The 15,192-nt window shown below is 68.7% G+C and carries 11 protein-coding genes and 1 pseudogene; 5 read left to right on the top strand and 7 right to left on the bottom strand.

What is annotated here, in order from left to right:
• Positions 1-10 precede the first annotated feature (10 nt).
• Positions 11-2,917, bottom strand: a complete 2,907-nt coding sequence (uvrA, locus tag AWC02_RS00860) for an excinuclease ABC subunit UvrA (RefSeq protein WP_085126366.1) — start codon at positions 2,915-2,917, stop codon at positions 11-13.
• 57 nt (positions 2,918-2,974) lie between these two features.
• Between uvrA and AWC02_RS00855 the strand changes: the two genes are divergently transcribed.
• On the top strand, positions 2,975-3,661 hold the full coding sequence (locus AWC02_RS00855; RefSeq protein WP_085126423.1) for an MBL fold metallo-hydrolase: 687 nt from the start codon (positions 2,975-2,977) through the stop codon (positions 3,659-3,661).
• 13 nt (positions 3,662-3,674) lie between these two features.
• Here AWC02_RS00855 and AWC02_RS00850 read toward each other — a convergent pair whose 3' ends face one another.
• A complete protein-coding gene (locus AWC02_RS00850) occupies positions 3,675-4,121 on the bottom strand; it encodes a universal stress protein (RefSeq protein WP_046318176.1) in 447 nt (148 codons plus the stop codon).
• Positions 4,122-4,356: 235 nt separating this feature from the next.
• Between AWC02_RS00850 and AWC02_RS00845 the strand changes: the two genes are divergently transcribed.
• Positions 4,357-5,913 (top strand): glycosyltransferase family 39 protein, encoded by a 1,557-nt coding sequence (locus AWC02_RS00845; protein WP_237160267.1) that lies wholly within the window; start codon positions 4,357-4,359, stop codon positions 5,911-5,913.
• On the opposite strand, the pseudogene AWC02_RS00840 reads toward AWC02_RS00845, so the two are convergent.
• Together AWC02_RS00840 and uvrB are read right to left on the bottom strand one after the other, a co-directional pair.
• Positions 5,897-7,311, bottom strand: a pseudogene (locus AWC02_RS00840) (MFS transporter). The gene AWC02_RS00845 and the pseudogene AWC02_RS00840 sit on opposite strands and share 17 nt — an antisense overlap.
• 86 nt (positions 7,312-7,397) lie before the next feature.
• Positions 7,398-9,572: an excinuclease ABC subunit UvrB gene (gene uvrB, locus AWC02_RS00835; RefSeq protein ID WP_085126364.1), complete on the bottom strand. Its 2,175-nt coding sequence runs from the start codon at positions 9,570-9,572 to the stop codon at positions 7,398-7,400.
• A gap of 70 nt (positions 9,573-9,642) precedes the next feature.
• On the opposite strand from uvrB, the gene AWC02_RS00830 reads away from it, so the two are divergent.
• Entirely contained in the window at positions 9,643-10,176 is a 534-nt protein-coding gene (locus tag AWC02_RS00830) for a ribonuclease FAU-1 family protein (RefSeq protein WP_237160266.1), read from the top strand.
• A 40-nt stretch (positions 10,177-10,216) separates the two neighbouring features.
• Positions 10,217-10,642, top strand: coding sequence for a hypothetical protein (locus tag AWC02_RS00825; protein ID WP_085126362.1), 426 nt, complete (start codon positions 10,217-10,219; stop codon positions 10,640-10,642).
• Positions 10,643-10,646: 4 nt separating this feature from the next.
• Here the strand turns inward: AWC02_RS00825 and coaE are convergent, their stop codons facing one another.
• Together coaE and rpsA are read right to left on the bottom strand one after the other, a co-directional pair.
• On the bottom strand, positions 10,647-11,867 hold the full coding sequence (gene coaE, locus AWC02_RS00820; RefSeq protein WP_085126360.1) for a dephospho-CoA kinase: 1,221 nt from the start codon (positions 11,865-11,867) through the stop codon (positions 10,647-10,649).
• 25 nt (positions 11,868-11,892) lie between these two features.
• Positions 11,893-13,332 (bottom strand): 30S ribosomal protein S1, encoded by a 1,440-nt coding sequence (gene rpsA, locus AWC02_RS00815; protein ID WP_046318187.1) that lies wholly within the window; start codon positions 13,330-13,332, stop codon positions 11,893-11,895.
• 163 nt (positions 13,333-13,495) lie between these two features.
• Here rpsA and AWC02_RS00810 point away from each other — a divergent pair, with 163 nt between their 5' ends.
• A complete protein-coding gene (locus AWC02_RS00810) occupies positions 13,496-14,632 on the top strand; it encodes a PrsW family intramembrane metalloprotease (protein ID WP_419179188.1) in 1,137 nt (378 codons plus the stop codon).
• Positions 14,633-14,672: 40 nt separating this feature from the next.
• On the opposite strand, the gene AWC02_RS00805 is transcribed toward AWC02_RS00810, so the two are convergent.
• Positions 14,673-15,192: HNH endonuclease signature motif containing protein (locus AWC02_RS00805; RefSeq protein WP_133055591.1), on the bottom strand; the 520-nt coding region annotated here is incomplete at its 5' end.

The following is a 15,192-nucleotide window of genomic DNA, read 5'->3' as shown; positions in this document are numbered from 1 at the left end:
GGCACCGACCCTAGGCGCTGGCCTTGCTACGCCGTTTCACGGCCTTGGCGGGTTTGGCCGGGGCGCCCAGGATTTCGGCGAGGAACTTGCCGGTGTAGCTCTCCGGCACCGCCATGACGTCCTCCGGCGTGCCGGTGGCCACCACGGTCCCTCCCCCGGCGCCGCCCTCGGGACCCATGTCGATGATCCAGTCGGCGGTCTTGATGACGTCCAGATTGTGCTCGATGACGATCACCGTGTTGCCCTTGTCCACCAGGCCGTTGATGACACCCAGCAGCTTGGCGATGTCCTCGAAATGCAGGCCGGTGGTGGGCTCGTCGAGGATGTAGACGGTGCGGCCGGTGGAGCGCTTCTGCAGTTCCGAGGCCAGCTTGACGCGCTGCGCCTCACCGCCGGACAGCGTGGGCGCCGGCTGGCCCAGCCGCACGTACCCCAGACCGACGTCGACCAGGGTGCGCAGATAGCGGTGGATGCCGGTGATGGGCTCGAAGAACTCCGCGGCCTCTTCGATGGACATGTCCAGCACCTCGGCGATGGTCTTGCCCTTGTAGTGCACCTCCAGGGTCTCCCGGTTGTAGCGGGCGCCGTGGCAGACCTCGCAGGGCACATAGACATCCGGCAGGAAGTTCATCTCGATCTTGATGGTGCCGTCGCCGGTGCACGCCTCGCAGCGGCCGCCCTTGACGTTGAAGGAGAACCGGCCGGGCTGATAGCCGCGGACCTTGGCCTCGGTGGTGGCGGCGAACAGGGTGCGGATCTTGTCGAACACCCCGGTGTAGGTGGCCGGGTTGGACCGCGGGGTGCGCCCGATGGGCGACTGGTCCACCCGCACCAGCTTGTCCAGGTGATCGAGGCCGGTGATCCGGGTGTGGCGGCCCGGCACCAGCCGGGCGCCGTTGAGCTTGTTGGCCAGCACCGTGGCCAGAATGTCGTTGACCAGGGTCGACTTGCCTGAGCCCGACACCCCGGTGACCGCGGTGAGCACGCCGAGCGGAAACGCCACGTCGACACCGGACAGGTTGTGCTCGCGCGCACCGACCACGCCGAGCTGCCGTTTGGGATCGACTTTGCGGCGCGCCTGCGGCACCGCAATGCTCTTCGCCCCGGACAGATAGGCCCCGGTGATGGAGTCGGGGTTGGTCAACAGGTCGCGGTAGGGCCCGCTGTGCACGATCCTGCCGCCGTGCTCTCCGGCGGCAGGACCGATGTCGACGATCCAGTCGGCGTGCGCGATGGTGTCCAGGTCGTGTTCGACGACGATCAGGGTGTTGCCCAGGTTGCGCAGGCGGACCAGGGTCTCGATCAGCCGGCGGTTGTCGCGCTGATGCAGCCCGATGGACGGCTCGTCGAGCACGTAGAGCACCCCGACCAGACCCGAACCGATCTGGGTGGCCAACCGAATACGTTGCGCCTCACCGCCCGACAACGTTCCCGCGGCCCGGGACAGGGTCAGATACTCCAGCCCGACGTCGAGCAGGAAGCTCAGCCGGGACTGGATCTCTTTGAGCACCTGCCCGGCGATGGCCTGCTCCCGCGGACCCAGCGTCAGCGCGTTGAGGAAGTCCGCGCAGTCCGCGATGGACAGATCACACACCTGCGCAATGGATCTGCTGCCGTAGTCACCGGCGGCCAGCGTCACCGCCAGAATCTCCGGCTTGAGCCGGGTGCCGGCACATTCCGGGCAGGGCACATCCCGCATGAATCCCGCGTAGCGGTCCTTCATCTGCTCGGATTCGGTCTGCTCCATCTTGCGCTGCAGGAACGCCATCACACCTTCGAAATCGGTGTAGTAGGAGCGGGTGCGGCCGTAGCGATTGCGGTAGCGCACGTGGACCTGCTCGTCGGAGCCCTCCAAGATGGCTTTGCGGGCCTTGGCCGGCAGTTTGCGCCACGGGGTGTCGACGTCGAAGCCCATCGCCTCACCGAGGCTGGCCATCATCCGGGTGAAGTACTCGCTGGTGGGGCCCATCGACCACGGCACCACCGCGCCCTCGGCCAGGGTGCGCTCCGGGTCGGGCACCACCAGGTCGGCGTCGACCTCCTTGCGGATGCCCAGGCCGGCGCATTCCGGGCAGGCGCCGTAGGGCGAGTTGAAGGAGAACGACCGGGGCTCCAGGTCGTCGACGGACAACGCGTGCCCGTTGGGGCAGGCCAGCTTCTCGGAGAACCGCTGCTCGCGGTGGGGATGGTCGTCTTCGCGGTCGACGAACTCCAGGACGACGATGCCGTCGGCCAGGCCCAGCGCGGTCTCCACCGAATCGGTGAGCCGCTGCTTGGCCGACTCCTTGACGGTGAGCCGGTCCACCACGACGTCGACGTCGTGCTTCTCCTGCTTCTTGAGCTTGGGCGGGTCGGTCAGCGAGTGCACCACCCCGTCGACCCGCACCCGGCTGTAACCCTGGGTGTTCAGCTTGTCGAAGAGGTCGGCGAACTCCCCCTTGCGGGTGCGCACCACCGGCGCCAGCACCTGGAACCGCAGCCCCTCGTCCATGGCCAGCACCTGGTCGACGATCTGCTGGGGGGTCTGGCGGGCGATCCGCTCGCCACAGACCGGGCAGTGCGGGGTGCCGGCCCGCGCGTACAGCAGCCGCAGGTAGTCGTAGACCTCGGTGATGGTGCCGACCGTCGAGCGCGGGTTGCGGTTGGTGGACTTCTGGTCGATGGACACCGCCGGCGACAGGCCCTCGATGAAGTCGACGTCGGGCTTGTCCATCTGGCCCAGGAACTGGCGGGCATACGCCGACAACGACTCGACGTAGCGGCGCTGGCCCTCGGCGAAGATGGTGTCGAAGGCCAGCGAGGACTTGCCCGAGCCCGACAGCCCGGTGAACACGATCAGCGCGTCACGCGGCAGGTCGAGGTCCACACCGCGCAGGTTGTGTTCACGCGCGCCCTTGACGATCAGCCGGTCAGCCACGGGTCCATGCTAGGTGGCTCTACCGACACCCAGCTCAGGGCCAGTACCGTGACGGTCATGACGTCTGAGATCTCGGTCACCGACAGCTACACCGGACACGTCGAACCCGGAACCGCCGCCCGCCGCACCCTGCCCGGAGCAACCATCATCAAGGCCTCGGTGGGGCCGATGGACAACAACGTCTACCTGGTGACCTGTGCCCACACCGGCAAGACGCTGCTGATCGACGCGGCCAACGACGCCGAGCAGCTGGTGGCGCTGGTGCGCGAGCAGGCCCCGGACGTGGCGCTGATCGTCACCAGTCACCAGCACTTCGACCACTGGCAGGCCCTGACCGCGGTGGTCGAGGCGACCGGCGCCCCCACCGCGGCCCACGCCCTGGACGCCGAGCCGCTGCCGGTGACCCCGGACCGCATTCTGGCCGACGGTGACACCGTGACCGTCGGGGATCTGAAGTTCGACGTGATCCATCTGCAGGGGCACACCGAGGGGTCGGTGGCGCTCGCGTTCGACGGCGCGGCCAGCGGCGGGGTGACGCAGCTGTTCACCGGCGACTGCCTGTTTCCCGGCGGCGTCGGAAAGACATGGCAGCCCGGGGATTTCGAGCGCCTGCTCGGCGATGTGAGCCGCAAGGTGTTCGACCGGTACGGCGACGACACCGTGGTGTATCCCGGGCACGGCGACGACACGACGCTGGGCGCCGAGCGTCCGCACCTGGCGGAGTGGCGGGAACGGGGCTGGTGAGCTCCCCCGCTAGCTAGCCGGTGGTGTGGACGATCAGCACGTCGATCTTGGAGCGGCGCGACACGTTGGCCGGCACCGAACCGAGCAGCCGGCCGGCGATGGTGCTCAACCCGACGTTGCCGACCACCAGCAGGTCGGCCTTGACGTCCTCGGCCAGCTCCACCAGCGCGTCGACCGGGGCGCCGACCACGGCCCGCTCCTCCACCTCATAGGCGCCGGCAGCGATGGCCCGCTCCTTGGCCTCTTTGAGGATCGCGTAGATGGGGGCGTTGCCGGAGGCCTTGTAGCCCTCGTCCTTGAGCGCGTCTGCGGCGCGGGGGTCGTCGGCGTGCGGCAGGTAGGCGGTGGCGATGATGACCTTCGCGCCCTCGCCGGACGCCAAGTGGGCCGCGCGGTCAACGGCGCGCAGCGACGAGTCCGAGCCGTCCGTACCGACCACCACGGTCTTGTAGCCGCTCATGGGTAACCCTCCCGGTGCTTAGTCGCCATAGTTCGCTTAAGAAGCCATGGCGACACTAACCCGTCGATGCCCCGATTGGGGGCGATTGGCGTCACATGTCGCCTGCGCGGCGGGTCACACAGGCCCCTGACCTGCCCGGAAGAACGGCCAGACGGCCCCGTGACGTAGCTGACACGGTGCGCGAAACAGGTAGCGTGGACGTCGTAACCGTCACCGCTACCGACAGCGCACGCCGTTGAGCCAGGTCCTGACCCCGGCGCCGGTGGGTACCGAACCGGGCCCGTCGCCGCAGCCGCCGCGTTCGGCGGATGCGGCCCTGATCGCTGTTGCCGCAACGGTGATCAGCGCCGCCGGCGCCAACCGGCCGTCCATGTGGTTCGACGAGGCCGCGACCATCTCGGCGGCCACCCACCGGACGCTTCCCGAACTGTGGCGGCTACTGACCCACATCGACGCGGTGCACGGGCTGTACTACCTGTTCATGCACGGCTGGTTCGCGGTCTTCCCCGCAACCGAATTCTGGGCCCGGCTGCCCAGCAGCCTGGCGGTGGGCGCCGGGGCCGCCGGGGTGGTGGTGCTGACGCGCCGGTTCGCGGGCCGGCCGGTATCGCTGTGCGCCGGTGCGCTTTACGCGATACTGCCCCGGTTGACGTGGGCCGGGGTCGAGGCGCGCCCGTACGCGTTCTCGGCGATGGCCGCGGTCTGGCTCACCGTGCTGTGGGTGCGGGCGATCCGGCGCAACAGCGGGCCGGTGTGGGTGGGCTACGGGCTGGCCCTGGTGGGGGCGACGCTGCTCAGCACGTTCACCGTGCTCATGGCGGCGGTGTACGCGGCGACGCTGCCGGCGCTGGGGGCCGACGGTGCGGCGAAGCGCCGCTGGGCGGTGGCGACCGGCGGCGCGCTGGCCGCGGTGGCTCCCTTCCTGTGGTTCAGCCACGGGCAGATCCGGCAGGTTGCCTGGATCAGTCCGCTGAGCCCGCACACCGTGGCCGAGATCGTTGTGCAGCAGTACTTCGACAAGAGTGTGTCGTTCGCCGTCGCGGCGTGGCTGCTGCTGGCCGCCGCCGTGGTGGCTGTTGCCACCGGTGCGCGCCGGGCGCTCGCCGAGGACACCCGCCGACTGGCGGTGCTGTGCGTGGCCTGGATGCTCATCCCGACCGCGGCGGCGGTGGTCTATTCGGCGGCGGTGAAACCCATTTACTACCCGCGGTATCTGATCAGCACAGCGCCGGCGATGGCGATCGCGCTGGCCATCGCCGTCACCACGATCGCCACCTCACGCCGCACGGTCATCGCGCTTGTCACCCTGCTCGTCATCACGGCGGCCCCCAATTACGTTGTCAATCAACGTGATCGCTACACCAAAGAAGGCTGGGACTACAGCGCGGTGGCCGACGTGATCGTCGAGCATGCCCAGCCCGGGGATTGTCTGCTGATCGACAACACCACCCGATGGTTGCCCGGCCCGATCCGGGCGTTGCCGGCGGGCCGTCCCGAGTCGTTCGCGAAGCTGACCGACCCCGGCCTGGGACCGCACCGCCAGACGTTGGGCCGATTGTGGGACGGGCACCTGGGCGTGGGCGCCTTACGCGACCAACTCGACCGGTGCCCGGTCATCTGGACGATCACCGACCACGATCGCGCCCTGCCGGCCCATCAGGCGGCGGTGGTCCTACCGGCAGGCCGCCGGTTCGCCCGCACGCCCGACGGGCAGATGCTGCATTCGCTGGGATTTCGGGTCGTCGAACGCTGGCAGTTCACCTACTCCCAGGTGATCAAGTCCAGCCGGTGAGCTCACGCGACGCGCCCCGGCTGGCCCGCACCGCGACCACGCACCCCAGGGCGGCGAGGACGGCGAAGATCGCGAACAGCCAGCGCGCCGCGGGCTGGCCGGTGCTCATCGCGGTGTTGACCACCAGGCCGGCGAATCCGGCCCCGAACGCCCCACCGATCAACTGGACGGTGTTGATGGCCGCGGCGGCGGTACCGCCCTCGGCCGGGTCGTCGACGCAGCTCATCGCCCACGCCGACAGATGCGGCCAGCCCGCCCCCACCCCGATCCCGACCACCAGCAGTGCCAGCGCCCAGATCGCGGCGACGGCGGTCGGGTCGTAGTGGTTCATCCGCGCGAACGCGACCACCGTCAGCCCCGCCGCCATCACCAGCGGCGCGCTGATCACCAGGCCGATCACCACCCGCGCCCGGCTCACCGAGGCGCTGGCGATCTCACTGAACGTCCACCCGGTCGACAGGGCCGCCCCCAGGAAGCCGGCCATCACCGGGGGCAGATGAGCCAGCCGCTGGCCCAGCAGCGGGATGTACAGGTTGGCCTTGGTGGTGGCCATCAGCAGGCCCAGGGTCAGATAGATCCACTTCTCCCGACCGGGATGGAACGCGCTGGGCGGCAGCACCGCCGCCGCAGATCGCCGGTCCACGACCAGGAACACCACCAGCAGGACGGCGCCGACCAGCAACAGTCCCGCCGCGGCCGGCAGGCTGCGCGGCAGCTGCGCGACACTGACCGCCAGCGCCGCCCCGCCCAGCAACACCAGGGACCGGATCGGGATTTTCGCCGGTTCGCCGCGGTGGCCGCTGCTGCCGGCGGTCAGCACCATGCCGACCCCCACCGCCATCGCCACGGTCAGCACCGCCATCACACCGAACGCCCAGCGCCATACCCCGAACTGGGCGAACAGGCCGCCGGCCGCCGGGCCGACCAGGGTGCCCACCCCCACATGGCCGACACCAGACCGGAGGCCCGGGTCCACAGCCAGCTGGGCAGCACCGCGTTGATCAGCGCATAACCGAGGCCGGCCAGTAAGCCGCCGCCCATGCCCTGCAGGGTGCGGCCGATCAACAGGACTTCCATGTGGGGTGCCAGCGCGCACACCACGGTGCCCAGACCGAAGGAGAGCAGCCCCATCAGGTACGACGTGCGGGAGCCCAGCCGGACCAGCACCGCGTTGGCCGCGGCCGCGGCGATCACCGAGCCGACCAGATACAGGGTGGTGACCCAGGCGTAGAACCGCTCGCCGCCGATGTCCTTGATGGTGCTGGGCAGCAGGCTGATGGTCAGGAACTCGTTGGTGGCGTACAGCGCGACGCCGCCGGCCAGCACCGCCGACGTGCCCAGATAGCGCCGACCGAGCAACTCCCGCCAGCTACCAGTGCTGACCGCGGAGTCACGCATCACCGCTTCAGTCAGTTCCCCCACCACCGCTTGCAGTCAATCACGGATCGCCGGGCCACGCGAAAGGCCGCGGGCCGGCGTCGCCGTCACTTGATGCCGGCCGCGTCCATGCCCCGCAACTCTTTCTTGAGGTCGGCGATCTCGTCGCGAATCCGGGCGGCCAGCTCGAACTGCAGGTCACGTGCCGCGTTCATCATCTGCTCGGTGAGGTCCTTGACCAGGTCGGCCAGCTCGGCCCGCGGCATGTTGGTGGTGTCGCGGCCCTCGATGATCCCGGCGCTGACCGCCCGGCCGCCGGGCTCGCCCTGGGCGCGCCGCCCCCGTGAGGCGTTGCGGCCCGAGCCGGCGACCTCGACGGCCTCGGTGTCTTCGACCTCCCGGTACACCTGGTCGAGGATGTCGGCGATCTTCTTGCGCAACGGCTGCGGGTCGATGCCGTGCTCTTCGTTGTAGGCGACCTGCTTGGCCCGACGGCGTTCGGTCTCGTCGATGGCCTCCCGCATCGAGTCGGTGATCTTGTCGGCGTACATGTGCACCTCGCCGGAGACGTTGCGGGCGGCACGGCCGATGGTCTGGATCAAGCTGCGGGTGGAGCGCAGGAAACCCTCCTTGTCGGCGTCGAGGATCGCCACCAGCGACACCTCGGGCAGGTCCAGGCCCTCGCGCAGCAGGTTGATGCCGACCAGCACGTCGTAGTCGCCGAGCCGCAGCTGACGCAGCAACTCCACCCGGCGCAGGGTGTCGACCTCGGAGTGCAGGTACCGCACCCGGATCCCCATCTCGAGCAGGTAGTCGGTGAGGTCCTCGGCCATCTTCTTGGTCAGGGTGGTCACCAGCACCCGCTCGTCGGCCTCGGTGCGCTGCCGGATCTCGGCGATCAGGTCGTCGATCTGGCCCTTGGTGGGCTTCACCACGACTTTGGGGTCCACCAGGCCGGTCGGGCGGATCACCTGCTCGACGAACTCACCGGCGCTCTGGCCCAGCTCGTAGGGCCCCGGAGTGGCCGACATGTAGACGGTCTGCCCGATCCGATCGGCGAACTCCTCCCAGGTCAGCGGCCGGTTGTCACATGCCGAGGGCAACCGGAAACCGAACTCCACCAGGTTGCGCTTACGCGACATGTCACCCTCGTACATCCCGCCGATCTGCGGCACGGTGACGTGCGACTCGTCGATGATGAGCAGGAAATCCTCCGGGAAGTAGTCCAGCAGGGTGGCCGGCGGCGTTCCGGCTCCGCGCCCGTCGATATGACGCGAGTAGTTCTCGATGCCCGAACAGAAGCCGACCTGCCGCATCATCTCGATGTCGTAGCTGGTGCGCATGCGCAACCGCTGGGCTTCCAGCAGCTTGCCCTGACCCTCCAGCTCCTCGAGCCGGACGGCCAGCTCCTGCTCGATGGTCGAGATGGCCTGCGTCATCCGCTCCGGGCCCGCGACGTAGTGGGTGGCCGGGAAAATGCGCAGCGAGTCGACTTTGCGGACCACGTCGCCGGTGAGCGGGTGCAGGTAGTACAGCGCCTCGATCTCGTCGCCGAAGTACTCGATCCGAACGGCCAGCTCCTCATAGGAGGGGATGATCTCGACGGTGTCGCCGCGCACCCGGAAGGAGCCGCGGGTGAACGCCATATCGTTGCGGGTGTACTGCACGTCGACCAGCAGCCGCAGCAGGCCGTCACGCGGCACCTCCACGCCGACCTGCAGTTCCACGGAGCGATCCAGGTAGGACTGCGGGGTGCCCAGGCCGTAGATGCACGACACCGAGGCCACCACCACGACGTCGCGCCGGGACAGCAGGCTCGACGTCGCCGAGTGACGCAGCCGCTCCACGTCGTCGTTGATCGAGCTGTCCTTCTCGATGTAGGTGTCGGTCTGGGCGATATAGGCTTCCGGCTGGTAGTAGTCGTAGTAGGAGACGAAGTATTCGACCGCGTTGTGCGGCAACATCTCTCGCAGCTCATTGGCCAACTGCGCGGCCAGCGTCTTGTTGGGCGCCATCACCAGGGTGGGCCGCTGCAGACGCTCGATCAGCCAGGCCGCGGTGGCCGACTTGCCGGTACCGGTGGCGCCCAGCAGCACCACGTCTTTCTCCCCGGAGGTGATCCGGCGTTCCAGTTCGGCGATGGCGGCCGGCTGGTCACCGGCGGGCTGATATTCGCTGACGACCTCGAACCGGCCACCGGTGCGGACGATACCTTCGACGGCGTCGGCGGCAGGCCGGTACTCCGAATGCGCGACGATGGGGTGTTCGGTTGCGAATGCCACGCAGACCAGAGTAGGCCGCGCCTCCGACAGCGCCAGCCGGCGCGAATGGCCCAGGAAGGAGGGCGTCGCGGTGCATCCGCCCAAGGAAGAGACCTTCGACCTGCCCGGCTACACCAACACCGACCCCAAAGGGGTGGTGCGCGCCGTCGACGTCTACACCGTGCACCCCTGGGGCCTGTACATGGCGCGCCCCACCCCCGGCCGGGCCCAGTTCCACTACCTGGAGTCCTGGCTGCTGCCCGGCCTGGGCCTGCGGGCGAGCGTCTTCCACTTCAATGCCGGACACGAGCGCGAGCAGGACTTCTACCTCGACATCGGCGAATACACCGCCGGCCCCGCGATCTGGCACTCCCGGGATCACTATCTGGACCTGGTGGTCCACACCGGGGCCGGCGTCGAGCTCACCGACACCGACGAGCTGATGGCCGCCGTGGGCGAGGGCCTGCTGAGCCGGCACGACGCCGAGCGGGCGGTGCTGCGGGCGGTGGCCGCCGTGGACGGCCTGGCCCGCAACGGCTACGACTTGCAGCGCTGGCTGGGCAGCCTGGGCATGCCGGTGACCTGGCGCGGAAGTTCCGAGGCCGGCAGGGCGACAAGCCCATGAGATCCGGGGTTGCGGCCAGACCACGCTAAAATTCGCTGATATGAACGCCAAACTGCGAATCGGTGTCGCCGCCGCGACGATCGCGGCCCTGTTCGGGTGCGGTCAGCTGATCCCGGTACCGGCGGCAGCCGCCGACGAACTGCACAACGTGACCTACATCGCCAAGGTCGACGCCTGGTCCAGCGGCAACGTGGTCACCTTCATGCGCAACGACTACGAGACCGCCAGCGCGGACCTCGACGCATTCGGTACCGCGTTCGAGGCCAACACCGTGATGACCGACCCCAGCAAGGCGGGGATGGTGATCCGGCTGCGTTTCCCGACCACCGCGACGGTGCACTGCGAGATCAAGGTCGACGAGGTCACCACGGTCAAGAGCTCACGCTTCATCAACACCTGGGGTAACACCAATGACCCCCACACGGGTGCGATGCTGTGCGGTGCCCTGATCAGCAGCATGGCCTGACCGGCTAGCTGGGACCCCAGCCCGTGCGGTCGGCCCAGGCCCACGCCTGCCGGTAGGCGGTGTCGAACCAGGCTTCCTTGACCTTGGCGTATGCCGGTAGGCCGCCGTCGATCCCGGCCTGTTCGGCCTCGCGCTTGACTGCCAGGTACTCGGCGCGGGCGTCGGCGTCGGCCGACAGCCAGGCCGGAAACAGCAGGGCGAACTGCTGATTGGGCCAGCCCTGCACCCGGATATGGACGTTGGTGGCCCGCCCCGGGTCGGCAGAGGCGTGAATGCGCTTGCGCCACAAGGCCGGATCCTGGGTGTGATCGAACTCGGCGACCGTGCTGCGGGCATCGGGCTTGCCGTTGTCGGAGGTGACGTCCTCCAGCCGGGGATAGCCGGCGTTCAGCAGAGAATCGGCGAGTTCATCGGCCACCGCCAGGGACTGCACCGTGACCTGCACATCGATGACATCCTTGGCGTCCAGTCCGGCCACCGCGGTCGAGCCGATGTGGTCGACCCGGGTCGCGCGGTGCCCGCAGGCGGTGCGCACCCGCGCCAGGATGCGTTGCGCCTGATCGGCCCAGGTGGGATCGGCCGGCACCAGCCGTGTCGGTGACGGCACGGTCGTGCGGCTGCTCAGGTTGTGCGCGAACGGCAGGATGCGCTGCTCCCAGAGCTCGAGCGCCTGGGCGGCCAGATCCTCCGGGCTGCCGGAGTTGTCCAGCCAGACATCGGCGACGTCGCGCCGCTGCGGTTCGGTGGCCTGCGCGGCGATCCGGGCCCGCGCGTCGGCCTCGGACATCCCGCGGATCTCGGTCAGCCGGGCCAGGCGGGTCTCGACGTCGGCGTGCACCACGACCACCAGCGGGAACAGCGGGGCCATCTGCGACTCGACCAGCAGCGGGATGTCCTCGATGATCACCGCATCATGGCCGGCCGCCTCGATCAGCTCCGCGCGGCGGTGCGCCACCAACGGGTGCACGATGCCGTTGAGCGTGGCCCGCTTGTCGTCGTCACTGAACGCGATCGCCGCGAGCGCCGGACGATCCAGGGCACCGTCGGGAAGCAAGATCCCCGGCCCGAAGGCCTCGACCAATTTGGCCAGGCCTTCGGTGCCGGGTTCAACGACCTCACGGGCGATGACGTCACCGTCGACGATGACGCCACCGCACCGGCTGAAGGTAGCCGACACTGTCGACTTCCCGGCGCCGATACCGCCGGTCAGACCGATACGCAGCATCTGCGCCCCTTCGGTTGGGCGCGCGCTATGCGCTGTTGCCGGCGAGCTTCTCGCGCAGGGCGGCGAGCTGCTCGTCACTGGCCAGCGAACCGCCGGCCGGAGCCTCGTCGCGGTGCGAGCCGTTGGCGCCCGAGCGGGACTCGGCGTGCTCGGCAGCGGCGAACTTCTCCATCTGCGCGGTGTGCATCTTGTGCCGGCGCTCGGCCTCGGCGTAGCGGGCCTCCCACTCGGTGCGCTGCTTGTCGAAACCTTCGATCCACTCGTTGGTCTCGGCGTCGAAGCCCTCGGGGAAGATGTAGTTGCCCTGCTCGTCGTAGCTGTCGGCCATGCCGTACTTCGAGGGGTCGAACTCCTCGGTGTAGTCCTCGTTGGCCTGCTTGAGGCTCAGCGAGATCCGGCGGCGGTCCAGGTCGATGTCGATGACCTTGACCATGGCGTCGTCGCCGACGGCGACCACCTGGTCCGGCACCTCGACGTGGTGCTCAGCCAGCTCGGAGATGTGCACCAGACCCTCGATGCCCTCCTCGACGCGGACGAACGCACCGAACGGCACCAGCTTGGTGACCTTGCCCGGGACGATCTGACCGATCGCGTGGGTGCGGGCGAAGTGGCGCCAGGGGTCTTCCTGAGTGGCCTTGAGCGACAGCGAAACCCGCTCGCGGTCCATGTCGACGTCGAGCACCTCGACGGTGACCTCGTCGCCCACCTGAACCACCTCGGACGGGTGGTCGATGTGCTTCCAGGACAGCTCGGAGACGTGCACCAGGCCGTCCACGCCGCCCAGGTCGACGAAGGCGCCGAAGTTGACGATCGAGGACACGACGCCCTTGCGGACGGCGCCCTTCTGCAGCTGGTTGAGGAACTCGCTGCGCACCTCGGACTGGGTCTGCTCCAGCCAGGCGCGACGCGACAGCACCACGTTGTTGCGGTTCTTGTCCAGCTCGATGATCTTGGCTTCGATCTCTTTGCCGATGTAGGGCTGCAGGTCGCGGACCCGGCGCATCTCCACCAGCGAGGCCGGCAGGAAGCCCCGCAGGCCGATGTCGAGGATCAGGCCGCCCTTGACGACCTCGATGACGGTGCCCTTGACGGCCTCGTCCTTCTCCTTGAGCTCCTCGATGGTGCCCCAGGCGCGCTCGTACTGGGCGCGCTTCTTGGACAGGATCAGGCGGCCTTCTTTGTCCTCTTTGGTCAGGACCAGGGCCTCGACCTCATCACCGACGGACACCACCTCGTGGGGGTCGACGTCGTGCTTGATGGACAGTTCGCGGGAGGGGATGACCCCTTCGGTCTTATAACCGATGTCGAGCAGGACCTCGTCCCGGTCAACCTTGACGATGGTCCCTTCGACGATGTCGCCATCGTTGAAGTACTTGATCGTTTTGTCGATGGCGGCGAGAAAGTCCTCGGCCGAGCCGATGTCGTTGACGGCTACTTGCGGCGAGGTGACGGTGGGACTTGGCATGTGTGGGGTTGCTCCGGACATTGTGGCGTAGTAGGGACGGGTGTTGTCACGCATGCTGGGCATGCGGTGGCCACGATCTTGGTCTAGAACTGGTCGAGGCCTACCTGTTAAGGCTACTCGACGCGTTGCACGCTGGACAAACCGGTGGCTACGCTCCGTCGCTATGCCTCAGATGCGGAACCGGCGGAAGGTCGGAGCGCCGCTCATCGTCCTCGTCCTGCTCACCATCCTGACCATCTTCCTGTTGCTGCTGTTCACCGCCGCCAACCCGGGCGGAACGCTGACCGCGCTGGTGCTGTCGAGCATGTCGATGCTGGTGGTGCTGTTGTGCTACCGGTGGCTGGACCGCTGGGAGCCCGAGCCGCGCCGGCTGCTGCAGCTGGCGTTCCTGTGGGGCGCCTCGGTGGCGGTGGTGCTCGCCGTGGGCCTGGAGACCTTCGGGTCTTCGGTGGCGACGGTTCGGCCGCTGGTGTCGAAGACCTTCGACATGGCCGCCATCCAGGCGCCGTTCATCGAGGAGGCGGCCAAGGGGCTGTTCCTGCTGATCATGCTGACCGGGCGCCGCCGCCTGGCGCTGAACTCGATGACCGACTGCATGGTCTACGCGGGCGTCGTGGCGGTGGGTTTCGCCTGGATGGAGGACATCGTCTACATCGCTCCGGCCGACTCCCCCGCGCAGCTGGCCGCGGTGGCCATCGCCCGGCTGATCTTCGGCCCGTTCGCCCACCCGCTGTTCACCACGATGACCGGTATCGGGGTGTTCTTCGCGCTGCGCCGGCACGGCTTCTGGCCGAAGGCCATCCTGATTCTGCTCGGCTACCTGGCGGCGGTGACCATGCACGCCTCGTGGAACGCCTCGCTGGCGATGGGCGGCGGGCAGCTGTTCCTGGCGACCTACGTGTTCTGGCTGGCCCCGGTGTTCCTGTTGATGGTGCTGCTGGGCATGTTGAGCCGCCGCCACGAACAGCACCTGGTGGCCAGCAAGCTGCCCGGCATGGTGGCAAGCGGGCTGATCAGCCCCAACGAGGCGACGTGGCTGGGATCGATCCGCCACCGCAGGATGGCGATCCGCGAGGCGACCCGCATCGGCGGGCGGCCCGCCGGCCGGGCCGTCAAGCGGTTCGCCACCCAGGTGGTTCAGCTGGCGTTCATGCGCGACCGCATCGACCGCGGCTTCGGCGACCCCGAGGTGTTCGCGGCCCAATACGAGGACGCCTACGGCGTGCTGGCAGCTCGAGCCGCCGCCCCGGTGCTCTACACCATGGCCGGGTACCGATCCCCGGAACTCATTCGGCGCTGACCGGTCCCACAGGCAGGGCTCCGCTTTACAAGGCGGCGCCTTAAAAGGGCGGCGGATCGTCGTCGGGGTCCGGTGGCGAGACCCCGGTCCCCGCGACGCGATCGACGCGCCACCCGGCTTGGCGGGCTTGGCGGTTGTGGCTGCGTTCGGCGGCGATGCGGGCGGCGCGGTGTTGGGCGCGGGTGCGCCGGCGCCGCGGCATCAGCGCGGTGCGCTCACCACGCGCCGCATCCGGTGCCTGCCGTGGCGGCGCCAGCTCCCCCGTCGGCGCGCATAACTGCGGGAACACCAGGGCGCTGCCCGGGGTGGTGACGTAGATCTGCCCCGACGGCGAGGTCAGGATCACCGTGCCGTCCGGCAGCTGCTGGTCCCGCCACCCCCAGAAGGTCTTCACCAAATGATGTGTGCGGCAATAACACTTCAGATTCGACGCATGGGTCGGCCCGCCGTCACCGAACGCGATCGTGTGGTCGATGTCGCAGCCGGCCGCCGGCCGATCACAGCCCGGCCAACGGCACGTCAGATCCCGGCAACGCACAAAATCCGCCAATCCCTTCGAG

The organism is Mycolicibacter engbaekii, assembly GCF_002101585.1.
In the GTDB taxonomy this organism is placed as follows: domain Bacteria; phylum Actinomycetota; class Actinomycetes; order Mycobacteriales; family Mycobacteriaceae; genus Mycobacterium; species Mycobacterium engbaekii.
This window is presented reverse-complemented; position numbering and strand designations above follow the sequence as displayed.